Origin of the sequence: Herbaspirillum sp. meg3, assembly GCF_002257565.1 — a bacterium.
Lineage (GTDB): Bacteria > Pseudomonadota > Gammaproteobacteria > Burkholderiales > Burkholderiaceae_D > Herbaspirillum.
This window is the reverse complement of record NZ_CP022736.1, coordinates 3769846-3785874: the sequence shown is the minus strand read 5'-3', so window position 1 is coordinate 3785874 and position 16029 is coordinate 3769846. Positions and strand designations below refer to the sequence as shown.

At 57.6% G+C, this 16029-nt stretch carries 12 protein-coding genes; 4 read left to right on the top strand and 8 right to left on the bottom strand.

The features are described 5' to 3' along the window. Positions 1-110: 110 nt before the first annotated feature. From hyi to pyk, 4 genes are all read left to right on the top strand, one after another. A complete protein-coding gene (gene hyi, locus hmeg3_RS17050) occupies positions 111-890 on the top strand; it encodes a hydroxypyruvate isomerase (RefSeq protein ID WP_094564778.1) in 780 nt (259 codons plus the stop codon). Positions 891-937: 47 nt separating this feature from the next. Then, complete coding sequence (gene glxR / locus hmeg3_RS17045) at positions 938-1825, top strand: 2-hydroxy-3-oxopropionate reductase (RefSeq protein ID WP_094564777.1); 888 nt, start codon at positions 938-940, stop codon at positions 1823-1825. Positions 1826-2582: 757 nt separating this feature from the next. Then, a complete protein-coding gene (locus hmeg3_RS17040) occupies positions 2583-3845 on the top strand; it encodes a glycerate kinase (RefSeq protein WP_094564776.1) in 1263 nt (420 codons plus the stop codon). 104 nt (positions 3846-3949) lie between these two features. After that, positions 3950-5368, top strand: a complete 1419-nt coding sequence (gene pyk, locus hmeg3_RS17035; protein WP_094564775.1) for a pyruvate kinase — start codon at positions 3950-3952, stop codon at positions 5366-5368. 27 nt (positions 5369-5395) lie between these two features. On the opposite strand, the gene hmeg3_RS17030 is transcribed toward pyk, so the two are convergent. The 8 genes from hmeg3_RS17030 to hmeg3_RS16995 form a co-directional block, all read right to left on the bottom strand. Then, entirely contained in the window at positions 5396-6271 is an 876-nt protein-coding gene (locus tag hmeg3_RS17030; RefSeq protein ID WP_157739298.1) for a hypothetical protein, read from the bottom strand. Positions 6272-6373: 102 nt separating this feature from the next. Beyond that, entirely contained in the window at positions 6374-6973 is a 600-nt protein-coding gene (locus tag hmeg3_RS17025; RefSeq protein WP_094564773.1) for a hypothetical protein, read from the bottom strand. 101 nt (positions 6974-7074) lie between these two features. Next, positions 7075-7929 carry a hypothetical protein gene (locus hmeg3_RS17020; RefSeq protein ID WP_157739297.1) on the bottom strand — a complete coding sequence of 285 codons (855 nt, stop codon included), beginning with the start codon at positions 7927-7929 and terminating at the stop codon, positions 7075-7077. Beyond that, positions 7892-8329 carry an MmcQ/YjbR family DNA-binding protein gene (locus tag hmeg3_RS17015; RefSeq protein ID WP_232511694.1) on the bottom strand — a complete coding sequence of 146 codons (438 nt, stop codon included), beginning with the start codon at positions 8327-8329 and terminating at the stop codon, positions 7892-7894. Before hmeg3_RS17015 ends, hmeg3_RS17020 begins: the two co-directional genes overlap by 38 nt. A 446-nt stretch (positions 8330-8775) precedes the next feature. Next, on the bottom strand, positions 8776-10509 hold the full coding sequence (locus tag hmeg3_RS17010) for a methyl-accepting chemotaxis protein (protein WP_094566415.1): 1734 nt from the start codon (positions 10507-10509) through the stop codon (positions 8776-8778). Between the two features lie 208 nt (positions 10510-10717). Then, a complete protein-coding gene (locus tag hmeg3_RS17005; protein ID WP_094564771.1) occupies positions 10718-12079 on the bottom strand; it encodes an 8-oxoguanine deaminase in 1362 nt (453 codons plus the stop codon). 506 nt (positions 12080-12585) lie between these two features. Beyond that, the gene (locus hmeg3_RS17000) at positions 12586-14355 is read right to left on the bottom strand and encodes an allantoate amidohydrolase (protein ID WP_094564770.1); all 1770 of its coding nucleotides are present in this window, start codon (positions 14353-14355) and stop codon (positions 12586-12588) included. Between the two features lie 136 nt (positions 14356-14491). Beyond that, entirely contained in the window at positions 14492-15895 is a 1404-nt protein-coding gene (locus hmeg3_RS16995; protein ID WP_094564769.1) for a nucleobase:cation symporter-2 family protein, read from the bottom strand. Positions 15896-16029 lie beyond the last annotated feature (134 nt).

The window sequence follows — 16029 nt, the reverse complement described above, 5'->3', positions numbered from 1 at the left end:
CGCCATCGCACATTGCTGTACGCCACCGGGTCCCGGTCTTTGCCGGGACCGCGGTGGTGGTTTTAACGCCAGCCCGAACCGGCAGCACCACGACCACCAAGGACACACACATGACTAAACTCGCCGCCAACCTGACCATGCTCTTCACCGAGCTGCCGTTTTTGGAGCGTTTCCGCGCTGCTGCGCAAGCCAACTTCAAGGCCGTGGAATTCCTATTCCCGTACGCCTTCGAACCGGCGCAGATCGCCGAACAACTGCGCAAGAACGAACTGGAACTGGTCCTGCACAATCTGCCTGCAGGCAACTGGGAAGCCGGTGAGCGCGGCATTGCCTGTCATCCTGATCGTATCAATGAATTCCGCCAGGGTGTCGACGACGCGATCCGCTACGCCAAGGTACTCGGCGTCAAGCAACTGAACTGCCTGGTTGGCATCCAGCCGCAAGGCGTGAGCGCGGCCGCTGCGCGCGAGACGCTGGTCGCCAATCTCAAGTTCGCCGCCGACAAGCTGCAAGCCGAAGGCATCGCCTTGCTGATCGAACCGATCAACTATTTCGACATTCCCGGCTTCTTTCTCAACACCACGAAGCAGGCGGCTGAACTGATTGCCGCGACCGGTTCCAACAACCTGTTCATCCAGTACGACATCTATCACATGCAGCGCATGGAAGGCGAACTGGCCAACACCATCAAGGCCAATCTTTCGCTGATCCGTCATGTGCAGCTGGCCGATAATCCGGGCCGCTTCGAGCCGGGCACGGGCGAGGTCAACTACCGCTTCCTGTTCAAGTACCTGGACGAGATCGGTTATCAGGGCTGGATCGGTTGCGAATACAAGCCGAAGGCCGGCACCGTCGAAGGTCTCGGCTGGCGTGCGGCGCACGGCCTTTGATCGTCGTTTGAAACGCATTCATTTATTCATCTTAGAGGAGACACATCATGGCAAAGGTCGGATTCATCGGATTAGGCATCATGGGTTCGCCCATGGCGGACAACCTGCAAAAGGGCGGTCACAAGCTCTACCTGCATGACCAGAAAAATCCACCGGCAGCATTGCTCGAAGGCGGCGCTACCGTCTGCACATCGGGCGCAGAAGTCGCCAAGCGCGCCGACATCATCATCGTGATGGTGCCGGACACCCCGCACGTTGAAGCGGTGTTGTTCAGCAAAGGTGGCGTCGCCGAAGGCCTGACTGCCGGCAAGATCGTGGTCGACATGAGCTCGATTTCGCCGATCGCCACCAAGGGTTTTGCGCAGAAGATCAACGCGCTCGGTTGTGAATATCTGGACGCACCGGTGTCCGGCGGCGAAGTCGGCGCCAAGGCCGCCTCGCTGACCATCATGGTCGGTGGCAACGAGTCGGCGTTCAACGACGTCAAGCCGCTGTTTGAACTGATGGGCAAGAACATCACTCTGGTTGGCGGTAATGGTGACGGCCAGACCACCAAGGTGGCGAACCAGATCATCGTTGCGCTGAATATTCAGGCGGTGGCTGAGGCGTTGTTGTTTGCTTCCAAGGCCGGTGCGGATCCTGCGCGTGTGCGTCAGGCGCTGATGGGCGGGTTTGCGTCGTCGCGCATTCTGGAAGTGCACGGCGAGCGCATGGTCAAGCGTACCTTCAATCCTGGTTTCCGGATTGAGTTGCATCAGAAGGATTTGAATCTGGCTTTGCAGGGCGCTAAAGCATTGGGTGTCAGCTTGCCTAACACGGCGATGGCACAGGAGTTGATGAATGCTTGTGCGGCCAATGGGATGAGTGGGTTGGATCACTCGGCGTTGTGCCGGGCGATTGAGTTGATGTCGAATCATGAGATTGCCAAGGGCTAAGGTTTAGTCTGCGGTCGTCTGTAGCTGATTCTTTTCTTTCTTCGGACGACCAAGCCGGGGGCGGCCCGGCAGCCGCTCACTTTTCTTGCTTCGCCAAGAAAAGTAAGCAAAAGAAGGCGACCGCTGGGTCGTAGCCCCTTCGGGGTTCCCGGCGCCAGCAGGTGAAAATCGGGAAGGGAAAACAACTCGCTACGCTCAGACATTTTTCCCTTCTTAATCCGATTTTCACCCGCTGACACCGGCTACTCTCAAGCGGACTTCGAGACGGGCTCGCTGCGCATCGCCCTGGTAGGGAGGTGGTTTGATTGTCTGTGGTTTTATTTATTCTGTCGTTCCAACGAAAGTTGGAACCCAGCGTCGTGAAGACGGTTGAGTGATGCGCTGAAGCCACTGGATCCCAGCGTTCGCTGGGACGACGAACGAATTAGCGACAATGAACGTTTGATAGCGCGATGCCGAAGGCGAGCAGTTTGGGCACTTTGGCCGCTTGAGAGTAGCCGGTGGCGGCAGGCATAAATCGGAAAAAGAAGGGAAAAATGTCTGAGCGTAGCGAGTTGTTTTCCCTTCCCGATTTATGCCTGCCGACGCCGGGAACCCCCGAAGGGGGCTACGACCCAGCGGTCGCCTTTCTTTGCTTACTTTCTTTGGCGAAGCAAAGAAAGTGAGTAGCTGCCGGGCTACCCCCCGGCAGGGGCGTCCGAAGAATGAAAAGAATCGACAGCCACTAAAGCATGCCGGAAAAAAAGGATTAAAAACAATGCAATCGCCTCGCCAATTTCTCCTCGACCTCTACACCGCCTCCGTCTCCGCAGTAAGCGCAGATAAATCCCTCCCATTCTTCTTGCCCGAACCCCCACAGCAAGGAAGAACCATCGTCATAGGCGCAGGCAAAGGCGCCGCAGCGATGGCAAAAACAGTAGAGCAGCACTGGCCCGGCGACCTCTCCGGATTAGTGGTCACCAGATACGGCCACGGCGCCGACTGCCAACACATCGAAGTCGTCGAAGCCTCCCACCCCGTTCCCGATGAAGCCGGCCGCCAAGCCGCCGCCCGCATGCTGGCCATGGTCAACGGCCTCACCAAAGACGACCTCGTCCTCTGCCTGATCTCCGGCGGCGGATCCGCCTTGCTCGCCTTGCCAGCAGAAGGCATCACCCTCGAACAAAAGCAGGCCATCAACAAGGCCCTGCTCAAAAGCGGCGCCAACATTTTCGAAATGAACTGCGTTCGCAAACACCTCTCTGCCATCAAAGGCGGCCGCCTCGCACTAGCCTGTGCACCGGCGCGCGTAGTGACGCTGATGATCTCCGACATTCCCGGCGACGACCCCGGCATCATCGCCAGCGGTCCGACCTTGCCCGACGCGACCACCTGCGCCGAGGCATTGGCGGTACTACGCAAATACAAGATCGAGATCCCGCCATCGGTACAAGCCCATCTCGACTCCGGCATCGGCGAAACACCCAAGCCCGGCGATGCACGTCTGGCCGCCAACGAACACCACGTCATCGCCACCGCCCAGCAAGCCCTGCAAGCGGCAGCAGCCACCGCCACCGCAGCAGGCATCACGCCTTACATCCTGTCCGACGACATGGAAGGCGAAGCGCGCGACATTGGCCTTGCACATGCGGCTATCGCAAGACAGATTGCCCAACACGACCAACCGTTCAAGAAACCCTGCGTGCTGATCTCCGGCGGCGAAACCACCGTCACCGTGCGCGGCACCGGTCGCGGCGGACGCAATGCGGAATTCCTGCTCAGCCTCGCCAACGCCCTCAACGGCGCACCCGGCATGCATGCGATTGCCTGCGACACCGACGGCATCGACGGTTCGGAAGACAACGCCGGTGCGATCTATCAGCCGGACTCCATGAAGCGCGCCGAAGAACTCGGCCTCAATCCCAAAGCACTGCTGGAGAACAACGACGGCTACGGCTTCTTCAGCGCGCTCGGCGACCTCGTCGTCAGCGGCCCGACCAGAACCAACGTCAACGACTTCCGCGCCATTCTTATTCTCTAAAAAATATATCCCCGTCGTCCCAGCGAACGCTGGGACTCAGTGTCGTGCGTTTCATCAAATAAAACGAATGACGCCGCAAACCAACAACCCAAGGAGACCCGTCCATGCGACGTCAACGCCAGGCAAAAATCGTAGCCACACTCGGCCCAGCCAGCGCCACCAAAGAAATGATCAAGGCGCTGTTCGAAGCCGGGGCCGACGTGTTCCGCTTCAACTTCAGCCACGGCACCCACGCCGACCATCACGCCCGTTTTGAAATCGTGCGCGCCGTCGAGCGCGAAGTCGGCCGCCCGATCGCCATCCTCGCCGACCTGCAAGGCCCCAAGCTGCGCGTCGGCCAGTTTGCCGAGGGCAAGGTTCAATTGGAAGCAGGGCAGGAGTTTGTCCTTGATCGCGACACCACGCCCGGCGACAACACCCGCGTCTGCCTGCCGCATGCCGAATTGTTTGAAGTCATCGCCGCCGGTCAGTCGTTGCTGCTCGATGACGGCAAGCTGCGCCTGCAAGTACTCGACAGCGACGGCCATCGCATTCGCACCAAGGTCATCAATGGCGGCACCCTGTCGGATCGCAAAGGCGTCAACGTGCCCGACGCCGTGCTGCCGATTCCCGCCCTGACCGAAAAAGACAAACGCGATCTGTCCTTCGCACTGGAACTCGGCGTCGACTGGATTGCCCTGTCTTTCGTCCAGCGCCCTGAAGACGTGCTCGAAGCGCGCGCCCTGATCAATGGCCGCGCCGCCGTCCTGTCCAAGCTGGAAAAGCCGGCCGCACTCGACCGTCTCGATGACATCGTCCAGGCCTCCGACGCCATCATGGTCGCGCGCGGCGACCTCGGCGTCGAGCTGCCGCCCGAGCGCGTGCCCGGCACACAAAAACGCATCCTGCGCGTCTGCCGCCAACACGGCCGGCCCATCGTCATCGCCACCCAGATGCTGGAATCCATGATCACCAGCCCGGTGCCGACCCGCGCTGAAGTTTCCGACGTCGCCAGCGCCATCTATGATGGCTCCGACGCCGTCATGCTGTCGGCAGAATCCGCCAACGGCAGCTACCCGCTGCAAGCCGTCGCCATGATGGATCGCGTCATCAGCGAAGTCGAACGCGATCCTCTCTATCGCAACATGCTCGACGCCCAGCAGGAGACGCCGCAATCCAACAGTTCCGATGCGATTTGTTCAGCCTTGCGCGACGTCACCCGCATCGTCGGCGCCACCGCCACCGTGACCTACACCAGCTCCGGCCACACTAGCCTGCGCGCCGCTCGCGAACGCCCGATGGCGCCAATCCTGAGCATCACGCCCAAGATCGCGACCGCGCGCAAGCTGGCATTGGTGTGGGGAGTGCATTCAACAATCAGCGACCAGATCCACAACGAAAGCGAAATGGTCAGCGCCGCATGCCAGACGGCATTGAAGGAAGGATTTGCAAAGAAAGGCGATCAGATCGCCATCACCGCCGGCATGCCGTTCGGGCAGCCGGGGAGTACTAATCTGTTGAGGTTGGCGGAGGTGTGGGGGTAGGCCCGACGTCAATCTGGAAGGGGAGAGCTATTGTTTGTAGATTTCCCACCCATCGTCGGTCCAACGCAGCAGTTGCAGGAAAAGAGGTTTGGAGGAGCCGCGTGCAACGCGCCCGGCCAAGGTGCGCAATGCATCCGCAGTGCCGGGAAGAGAGGCATCGCCATAGAGCAGCGTATCGGGAGTCGGAGCGATGACAATCAATTGATTGTGAAGACTTCTCGCCAGTTCTTTCCAGTCCGAATGAAAGAAGAGTCTGCTCGACGCATAGTCTTCTCCACTGATTTGCCCAAGTGAATCGGCCTTCGGAATCACCGAAACTGTTGCCAGAGGCTTGGTCGTGTCGCGAAGATTTTGCGCGGCTATTTTAAATAGGTCCTCTTCGCTGATTCCCAGTTTTTCCAGATCTTTATCCACGACAAATCGTGTTGTTCTGGTGAAGTCAACTACCGGAATGGCGACCAAGCCAAGAGCAACAGGGCGTGTATAGACTTTTTGATTGCTGAGGCCCGGTTGTTTGCGTAGCTGTTCCAGATATTCTTCCGGACGAATGGCAATACGCAGCATGGCTTGGGTCACGGGACGGTTACGCTCCTTGACTGTCTCGGCAATGCCTTTTGCATACTGATTCAGGCCGGCGTCGCAATTGGATGCGTTGCGCAGGCAAAAGGAAAAAATGCGGTCGAGGTACATGTTGCCGATGCTTTTTCCGCTGGCATCTTTTCCATCCAGTTCCAGATGTCCAACGACTTTAAAGTCGACATCAGGCAACTCTTTATGCATTCGCTCAGCCGCCATTTGTGCAAACTCGTTGGGCGTGAGCGGAAGCTGTTGTGAAACTGCGGCTTTCATGCCAAAGCAAAGAAGCGCCAGCGTTGAAAATTTAAACAGATGCCGAAATGTCATATTTTTGTGCAAATAGTCGCGCCGACGCTTGTCAGCTGAATGAGGAAAACCACAAACCGACAGGCCATTAAGGCCCGCGGCGAGGTGGTGCAGCCGAGAGAATTATTCTCTGCTGCCTGAAGTTGAATACTCTACATTGCACACGACGTCTTGCGGATCAAACGAGACGACAAGCAATTGCGAGTAGATGATCGGTTTCAGGAAGCCGGACTTTACCTGCGTATATTGATAGACGAAAGCCTGTTCCGCAGGGCTTACCGTGAGAGGGGCGATGTAAGTACCGCCAGGTTCGCCAAGCAAGGCTTTTACTTCTGTCTTGGTAGTTTTTCCTTTTTCAATGCCGGTGACTTTATTGGAAGAAAAATCAGTACCGTCTACTTTGAAAGAGCTGCTGAAATTGCTGCCGATCAGGATTCCCTTATGGAAGAAAAACGCTTGGGATCGGGCCGGAACAACGCCGAAATGTTGTGGTTGTCCACCAACGGTCGCATAGGCATATGTCGACGATTGCACCATCTCATTGTTTTTTAATATCTCACCCTTGCGATTTGGCGTCCCCATTCTCTTCTGAATCTCGGCTTCTGTTGTAGTGCCCAGATTCAGGGTGGACAGGTCTTGCTTGACAAAATTTGTTCCGGCGCAGCCGGAGAGCAGAATCAGCGGTGTGATGATGGCGAGCAGGCGTCGTTTGATGAAAGACATGTGTCCCCCTTTTTGATTTTATCTACAGATTCTGGCCGGGCGCCGCGTTGTCGAATCAAGCAGGCGTCGGCGCAGACATTTTTAATCGGATGCTGGCGGGATCAGTGGTCTTCCCACCATTGCTGCGCCGCCTTTCTGTCAAACTCAGGCAAGATCGCCATTTGAATATCCGCAGACTGAAGGGCTGGAAATTTGCTTTTGAATTGACTTTCGTCTTTCACCCATTGATCTGAAATCGCAACCTCAAACGTACCACCCGAAGCGCCTGCCACCGCCTGATCGATTAGCGGAATTACAGGGCCTGCACGGAATTCGTTGTCCTTGCGTTCACGCACACTGGCGTCGACATGGCCGAGGTAATAAACGCCGGGAGCACTGGAAATCAGCTTGGCGTGAATCGGAGCGAAATAGAATCCATGAATCGGAAACCTGCTGCTCATGCAACTGAATCCTCGCACAACATATTCGCCTTTTTCAAGCTCCATGCGGATCAGGTAAGTACTGCCATCTACTGTGTCGGACTCAATTTTGCTCAGTTTGTCTGGCCTGAAATTGAGGCGGTCGGCTGCGCTGGCGGCGCCGGCTTTTTCGATCATGGTTGCAAGCATTTTCGGCTGGTGCGACGTGAAGTAGGTGTTCTTGATTGTGGCGGTCATCAGGAAGACAGTCTTGTCGGCTGGTACGGGCGTTGTCGGATCTTTGGAAAACGCCATGTCGACCGGAGTGGCACAGCCGGATAACAGAGCGACGACAATGAGAATGGCAAAGGAAAATAATCTGGAAAACACGGCAATACCTTTCTTTTTCTGATGAGGCAGTTGTGGGGAAGAGCAAAGTAGATCTTTTGGTTCTTTTTTGATGTTTGTTAATCCTGAATGAAGGACTGGTATTCGATGATCAATTGCTTTGGACAGGACGTTACGGGAGATCGAACAGGGCTTTTCGCTGCTTTCCACTCAAGCTCCCCAATGCCTTGTCATAAGACCACCGCACCAGCTCCTTCAGATAATCTTCCGGCATGCTGCGCACATCCACAATGGTGATCCAGTGAAAGCGCGCCATATAGCGTGCAGGCTTGATGCCGGGCATATCGGTCAATTCGATGAAGCGATCGGGGCTGACGCGGAAGCTGAAGCGCCATTTTTCCGGATCGCTGGTTTTGAACCAGGCGAAGTTTTTTTCGCCCACGGAGTAGACCAGGACGTTGGATGGCGGTAGGGCTAGGCGTGATGTCGCCGCCGGTAGAGAGCCGCAGAACTTCTTGAGTTGGGATGTGTTCATGGTTGCCGGTATCGCTGTGTTCGCCGTTGTGGAGATGCTGAGGTATACCTCGCCGACGTTGAGTTTTTCTGACATGGCTAATGGCTTCCAAGGCGGGAATTGGCACAAGCGGTCATAGCATTCAGATATGGAAAAGCGCGCAGGCCAAAAGTCGCCTGCATGGCATGGCTGCCACAATAGAATTTCAGGGATACCGAGAAGGATGGAGCGCGATTAAGATAAGAACGAGGTGAGTTTTTTCGACGTTGATATTTCCCCGTTACAAGCATGTAGATATTTTTCGTTAGCTTGAAAGCGACTCTGGTACGTAACCGACTCGCTCATTTTTTAGTGGAGAAATAGTAAATCAAAGTAAAGAAAAAGTGGCGTACAAAAAAATAAAAAACGGCGCCTGAAAGCGCCGTTTTTTTATGTTCCAGCAAATTATTGTCACGGCATTATTGTTTGTCAGTGATTCGTCAGAGTGAATGATTGAATTCGACGCACAAGCGTTGGCGATTTCATTTTCCTTCCATCGCCTGTCAGAACTGCTCCCAATCGTCATCCCTTCCGGCAGCAGTCGGGGCAAGTTTGGAGGACGATGTCAGCGCCGGTGTTGATGCTGATTTCGGCGCTTGTTTCAACTCGGGCGCTTTCGGCGTGATGTTGACGGTGGCTTTCTTCGCGATGGCTGTCGACGTTCCCGCCGTTGCCGCTGTCTTCGTCATCTTCTGGTCCAGCTTGAACACGCTCACCAGTTGCATCAGCTTGGCTGCCTGATCTTGCAGCGACTGCGCGGCGGCGGCTGACTGTTCCACCAGTGCTGCGTTCTGCTGTGTGGTTTCGTCGATGTTGGTGATGGCCCGGCCGACTTCTTCGATGCCCTGGCTTTGTTCCTGGCTGGCGGCGCTGATTTCGCCGACGATATCCGTTACCCGTTTTACGCTGGCGACGACTTCCGTCATGGTGGTGCCGGCTTGCTCGACCAGTTTGCTGCCGGTGTCGACCTTGGCGACGGAGTCGTCGATGAGGATCTTGATTTCCTTGGCGGCGGCGGCGCTGCGTTGGGCGAGGCTGCGCACTTCGCTGGCGACTACGGCGAAGCCGCGTCCCTGTTCACCGGCGCGGGCTGCTTCGACAGCGGCGTTCAAGGCGAGAATGTTGGTCTGGAAAGCAATCCCATCAATCACGCCAATGATGTCGACGATCTTTTTGGATGAGTCGTTGATCGAGCTCATGGTTTCGACCACCTTGCCGACCACAGTGCCGCCGTCCACCGCGACGCTGGAGGCTGATACGGCGAGTTGATTGGCCTGGCGTGCGTTGTCGGCGTTCTGCCTGACGGTGGAGGTGAGTTCTTCCATGGCCGAGGCGGTTTCTTCCAGCGAGCCTGCTTGCTGTTCGGTGCGCGCTGACAGATCCATGTTGCCGGTGGCGATTTCACTCGACGCGGTGGCGATGGTGTCGGTGCCTTGTCGTACCTGGCTGACGATGTTGTAGAGGTTGCCGTTCATGGTCTGCAGCGCGGACATGAGCTGGCCTGTTTCGTCGGTGGATTTGACTTCAACCTTGGTGGTGAGGTCGCCGTCGGCGACGCGGCGGGCAACGTCGACTGCTTCGGTCAGCGGACGCGTGATGCTGCGCGAGACTAGCCAGGCGACCGCGGCCGACAGCAGCAGGGTGATGCCGGCGAGGGTGTTGATGATCATCCGCGCGCTGCCGGATTCGCTGCTGGCTTTGTCACCGGCGGCGTCCATCAGGCCGCCCTGATAATCGAACATGGCGTCGAGCGCGATGAAGTATTTGATCTGCAGCGGCATGAACTGTTGCGGCAGGTAGGCTTTGGCTTCGTCGATCTGGCCGGCCAGCGCCAGCTTCATGAGGCCGTCGCGCACCGGGAGATAGGCGTCGCGTGCGGTCATGGCGTCCTTGACGAAGCGTTTGTCATCCTCGGTCTTTGCAATCGATTGCATTTGCGCGAGACCTTCGTTCATCTTCTTGTCGGCAGCGGTGGCGTCGTTGACAAGGTATTTGATCTTGTCGGCGTCGCTGGTCAGCATGATGTCGCGGATATCAATGGCGATCTTGTTGACCTGAATCTGGATGGTGTTGGCCAGCACGGTTTTGGGATAACGGTCTTTGGTGATCAGGTTGATGCTGCTGTTGAGATTGCCCAATTGAACGTTGCTGAGCGCCGTAATGGCGACCAGCAGAATGATCACGATGCCGAAGCCGATGGCCAGGCGTTGGCCGATTTTCATGTTGGCGATTTTCATGGAGATACCTTTGCTGTTCAGTGGACTGTAAAACATTGCGCCAGTCATGTGTGGCGTTACCTAAAATGCAATTCTCATGCCTGATGCATTTCCACCGTGCAATTGTGTCGACGGCGCATGGCAAAACATTCCGGGCTGCTCGGATAGAGCGGGCCGGAATGTCGTTTCTTTTTGCTTTGATTGTTGGTGTTGTGCTGCTTACTGCATGTCAGTTTGCTGCATCGGCTAGTTCAAATGCCAGCGCGTTATGGCGCTCGATGACGGATCCGAGATCGATTGTTGTGCAGTGGCCGTCACGCACAATCACGCGACCGTTAATGATGCTGTAGGACACATTGGGCGGCGTGCAGAACACCAGCGCTGCAACCGGGTCGTGCAGCGCGCCGGCAAAACCGATCTGGTCCAGTTTGAACATCACCACATCGGCCGACATGCCCGGCTTCAGTGCACCGATGTCGTCACGATTCAACACTTTGGCGCCGCCCAGGGTGGCGATCTCCAATGCCTGCCGTGCGGTCATCGCGTCCGGCCCGAAGCCGACGCGTTGCAGCAGCATGGCCTGGCGCACTTCGCCCATCATGTGGGCGCCGTCGTTGGAGGCGCTGCCGTCGACGCCCAAGCCGACCGGCACGCCTGCATCGATCATCTTGCGGATCGGAGCGATGCCGGAGGCCAGGCGCATATTGGAACAGGGGCAGTGCGCCACGCCGGTGCCGGTGCGTGCGAACAAGTCGATGCCGTGGTCGTCGAGCTGGACGCAGTGTGCATGCCAGACGTCGTGGCCGACCCAGCCGCAGTCTTCGGCGTATTCGGCCGGCGTCATGTTGAATTTTTCGCGGCTGTAGGCGATGTCGTTGACGTTTTCGGCGAGGTGGGTGTGTAGCGAGACTTTGTAGCTGCGCGCCATGTTCGCTGCCTCGCGCATGAGGTCGCGCGAGACCGAGAAGGGGGAGCAGGGCGCGACCACGATGCGTTGCATGGCGTGGCGGCTGTGGTCGTGGTAGGTCTCGATCAGACGTTGCGTATCGCGCAGGATGTCTTTTTCGTCTTCGACCACGCGGTCCGGCGGCAGGCCGCCTTTGGACTGTCCGACGCTCATCGCGCCACGCGCGCCGTGAAAGCGCATGCCGATTTGCTGTGCGGCTTCGATGCTGTCGTCGAGGCGAGTCTTGTTCGGATAAATATAGAGGTGGTCGCTGCTGGTGGTGCAGCCGGAGAGGATCAGTTCGGCCATCGCGGTGAGCGTGGAAACCTTGATCATTTCCGGTGTGAGGCCGGCCCAGATCGGGTAGAGATTGGTGAGCCAGTTGAACAGTTCGCCATCTTGCGCGGTGGGGATCACGCGCGTGAGGCTTTGGTACATGTGATGGTGAGTGTTGATCAGGCCGGGCAGCACGACGTGGTTGCTTGCGTCGATGATTTCGTCGGCGGTCTGGGGCAGGTCTTCTGTCTTGCCGACTTGTTCGATGACGTTGTCGCGGATGAAGATGGCGCCGGTTTTGATTTCTTCTCTTGTGTCGTTCATTGTGACGACGACGGTGGCGTTTTTGATTAAGAGGGTTTTGCTCATTGGGGACTCGCTGGATTGTGTTTGGTGTTGGGTGTTGATGCGGCGCCGGTGATAGTGGAGTCCCTTTTAAACCCTATTAACGCTTTGCCTGGTTTTGTTGATTGGTGCTTTGGTTCTTTTTTGCTGTGTTGCTGATACTGTTCTTTCTTCGATCAACCTAGCCGGGGGCGGCCCGGCAGCCGCTCACTTTTCTTGCTTCGCCAAGAAAAGTAAGCAAAAGAAGGCGACCGCAAGTTCGTAGCCCCCTTCGGGGGTTCCCGGCGCCGACAAGCGCAAATCGGGAAGGGAAAACAACTCGCTGCGCTCAGACATTTTTCCCTTCTTTTTCCGATTTGCACCTGCCGTCACCGGCTACTCTCAAGCGGACTTCGAGACCGGCTCGCTTCGCTTTGCCGGGGGCTCGCCTTCGGCATCGTGCTTGCTGCATTTTGCGGTAACTGTTTACTCTGTCGTCCCAGCGAACGCTGGGACCCAGTGTCGTCACGACGTTTGCTGCTTCTACTGGCCTAAACCTTCGCTTTAAAATTCCGCAAGAAATCCAGCAGGATTTGCGCCGACACTTCGGCGTCATCCGCCGTCATTGTTTCGAGCGGATTGTGGCTGATGCCGCCGTTGCCGCAACGTGTGAACAACATGGCGACGTCGGTCATCTTGGCGATGGTCATGGCGTCGTGGCCTGCGCCGGATGCCAGTTCAAATGGTTTGACGCCGGCGCGTTCGGTGGCGGCGGCGAGTTGGTGCATGAGCCAGTTGGCGCACGGTGCCGCGGGGGCTGCCACGGTTTTTTCCAAGGTGACGTCGACGCTGCGGCGTTGGCAGATTTCTTCGATCTTCTTGATCACGTCGGCGACCGCAGCATCACGTATGTCGTCTCGGGCGGCGCGGATGTCTAGCGACAATGTGCAGGCGCCGGGGATGACATTGGTGGAGCCGTTGGGTACTTGCAACTGGCCGACGGTGCCGACTAGCGAGGCGTGCTGGTCCTGGCTGCAGCGTTGCTCGACGTAGAGGATGATTTCTGCGGCGGTTGCCGCCGCATCTTTGCGCATGTTCATCGGTGTGGTGCCGGCGTGGCTGGCGACGCCTTTGAGATGCACCAGGTGACGCGAGCTGCCGGCAATCGAGGTGACGATGCCGACCGGCAGGTCGCGGTTGAGCAAGACCGGGCCTTGCTCGATGTGGACTTCAACGTAGCCGAGCAGGTCGGATGGATCGCGTGCAATCTTGGGAATCGCGGTGACGTCGTGGCCGGCTTGCGTGAGTACTTCTCGCATAGTGATGCCGTCGCGGTCGGTGAGGTCGAGCAGGTTGAGGTCGAACTGGCCGATGATGGCTTTGCTGCCGAGGAAGGTGCTTTTGAAGCGTACGCCTTCTTCTTCCGAGAACGCGACAATTTCAAAATGGAAGGGCAGGGTTTCGCCTCTTTCATGCATATGCTTGACGATGGCGATCGGTAGCAGGATGCCTTCGCGGCCGTCGTATTTGCCGCCGTTGCGCACCGTGTCATAGTGAGAACCGGTCATTAATGTCTTGGCTTGCGGGTCGGTCGAGAGGTAGCGGCCGACCACGTTGCCGACTGCGTCGATGTGGGCGTGCATGCCGGCTTCGCGCATCCAGTGCGCGATCTGGTCGGCGGTGCGGCGATGGGCGTCGGTCATGTAGGTGCAGGTCAGCGCGCCTTCGTCTTCGCTCCAGGCGCCGATTTCTTCGGCCCATTCCATGATGGTGGCGCCGATGGCCGGGGTGGTGCCGAGCAGGTCGTTGATGCGCATTTCTGCAATGCGGCCGATCTGACGCAGCGCTTCGCGCAGTTCGTCTTCCGGCTGGTTGCGCAGGCGGCGGGTGAAGGTGGCGATGATCTGCTGACGCGTCAGGCCTTTGCCGGTGGCGCCCTTGACCGCGAGGATGAAGGGGAAGCCGAACTTGGCGTTGTAGTCGCCGTTGAGCTTTTGCAGCGTGGCGAATTCTTCCGGCGTGCACAGGTTCAGGCCGGCCTTGGCTTGCTCGCCGGTGGACTCGGCAGTCAGTTCGCCGGCGATGGCGGCCTTGCCTGCGAGTTCCGGGTGGGCGCGGATGAGGCCGAGCTGTTCTGCACGCTCAGCACTGGTGACCACGCCTTGCAGCGCTTGCTTCAGGGCCGTGATGTTGGCGAAAGGGCCGAGCTTGGCTGCCCGTTCCGGAATCCATGGCGAGTGCTCGTAAATCCCGTGCAGGGTCTTGACGAAAGCCGGGACGTCATGTGCGGCGCTGCTGTTCAATTGTTCTAGTGTGGTCATCCTGATACCTGTTGCGTAGTTTGCTTACGATTGCTTCTGTTCTGACTATGTTGGCAGGACGGTCCCGCCGTTCTGTCATGCTGCAAGAATACTGCCGGCGAGCGGGACTCGCCATGGTCTGCTGTCTGCTTAAATCCTAATGATCCGAACTCTGTGCGGCTGCCAGCGCATAGTTGGCAACTTCTTCATCGCTGCCGCGCCCGTTGAAGAATACGTTCAGCACCACTGCCATGGTTGATGCAAGCAATATGCCACTATGGAAGATAGTGGACAAGAAGCCGGGCATTTTGTCAAAGAAGGTCGGCGCGACAATCGGGATCATGCCGACGCCGATGCTGATGGCAACGATGAACAGGTTGTTGCGGTTGGTGTTGAAGTCGACCTTGGCCAGGATTTTGATCCCGGTTGCGGCCACCATGCCGAACATCACGATGCCTGCGCCTCCCAGCACAAATTGCGGGATGGAAGCGGCCACGTGCGCCATTTTGGGGAACAGGCCGAACGCCGCCAGAATCACGCCGGCGGCCACGCAGACATAGCGGCTGCGAATGCCGGTAACGCCCACCAGACCGACGTTTTGCGAGAACGAGGTGTAGGGGAAGGTATTGAAAACCCCGCCGATCACCGTGCCCAGACCGTCCACGCGCAGACCGCGGGCCAGCGTCTTGTCGTCGACTTTTTTCTCGACGATGTCGCCCAGCGCCATGAACATGCCGGTCGATTCAATCATGGTAACGATCATGACGAGGCACATGCTGATGATGGAGCCGGCGTCAAACTGCGGCCAGCCGTAGTGGAACGGCTTGATCACCGCAAACCATTCTGCCGCACCGAGGCCGTCGAAGCTGATCTTGCCGAGCGACAAGGCGATGACGAAGCCGACGATCATGCCCATCAGCACCGAGATATTGGCGATGAAGCCTTTGACGTATTTGGTGATGAGAAGGATGGAGACGAGGACGATGGCGGCGATGGCGAGGCTGAGCGGCGAGCCGTAGTCGGGGTTGGGAATCTTGACGAAGACGCCGTCGACCAGTTTGCCGATGATGGGTTGTCCGCCTGCGGCCCAGTTGATGCCCACGCCCATCAGCGATACGCCGATGACCGTGATCACGGTACCGGTGACCACCGGCGGGAAATAGCGCATGAGCTTGCTCATGTAGGGCGATGCCAGGATACAGAATATCCCTGCCGCGATGACGGCCCCGTAAATATGAAGGATGCTCAGTGAAGGATTGTTGGCCATGGCGACCATCGGTCCGACGGCGGCGAAGGTGACGCCCATCATGACCGGCATGCGGATGCCGAACTTCCAGATACCGAGGCTTTGAATGATGGTGACCAGGCCGCAGCAGAACAGGTCGGCGCTGATCAGGTAGGCAATTTCAGATTTTGGCAGGTTTAGGGCACCGCCCACGATCAGCGGTACTGCGATAGCGCCGGCATACATCACGAGTACGTGCTGCATGCCCAACGCGGCGAGTTTGAGTATCGGTAGTCTTTCGTCTACCGGGTGACCCTGAGGGCTTTCGGTTGTCATGGCTGTCTCCAAGTTTTTTATATGGAGGCCGTCGCAAGCTGGATGCAGCTTGCTGCGGCCTCTCGTCAAGTCCTTGCAGAAGGGTGCAGATTCTGAGCAAGATCCTTCGTACAGGCTTGTGGGCCGATACTAAA

What these genes read in the sequence shown, in the direction of transcription:
- hmeg3_RS17010 (WP_094566415.1), bottom strand. Translation starts at nt 10,509, where the DNA reads ATGAAAATCGCCAACATGAAAATCGGCCAACGCCTGGCCATCGGCTTC.
- hmeg3_RS17025 (WP_094564773.1), bottom strand. Translation starts at nt 6,973, where the DNA reads ATGTCTTTCATCAAACGACGCCTGCTCGCCATCATCACACCGCTGATT.
- hmeg3_RS17005 (WP_094564771.1), bottom strand. Translation starts at nt 12,079, where the DNA reads ATGAGCAAAACCCTCTTAATCAAAAACGCCACCGTCGTCGTCACAATG.
- hmeg3_RS17030 (WP_157739298.1), bottom strand. Translation starts at nt 6,271, where the DNA reads ATGACATTTCGGCATCTGTTTAAATTTTCAACGCTGGCGCTTCTTTGC.
- hyi (WP_094564778.1), top strand. Translation starts at nt 111, where the DNA reads ATGACTAAACTCGCCGCCAACCTGACCATGCTCTTCACCGAGCTGCCG.
- pyk (WP_094564775.1), top strand. Translation starts at nt 3,950, where the DNA reads ATGCGACGTCAACGCCAGGCAAAAATCGTAGCCACACTCGGCCCAGCC.
- hmeg3_RS17015 (WP_232511694.1), bottom strand. Translation starts at nt 8,329, where the DNA reads ATGTCAGAAAAACTCAACGTCGGCGAGGTATACCTCAGCATCTCCACA.
- hmeg3_RS17000 (WP_094564770.1), bottom strand. Translation starts at nt 14,355, where the DNA reads ATGACCACACTAGAACAATTGAACAGCAGCGCCGCACATGACGTCCCG.
- hmeg3_RS17040 (WP_094564776.1), top strand. Translation starts at nt 2,583, where the DNA reads ATGCAATCGCCTCGCCAATTTCTCCTCGACCTCTACACCGCCTCCGTC.
- hmeg3_RS16995 (WP_094564769.1), bottom strand. Translation starts at nt 15,895, where the DNA reads ATGACAACCGAAAGCCCTCAGGGTCACCCGGTAGACGAAAGACTACCG.
- glxR (WP_094564777.1), top strand. Translation starts at nt 938, where the DNA reads ATGGCAAAGGTCGGATTCATCGGATTAGGCATCATGGGTTCGCCCATG.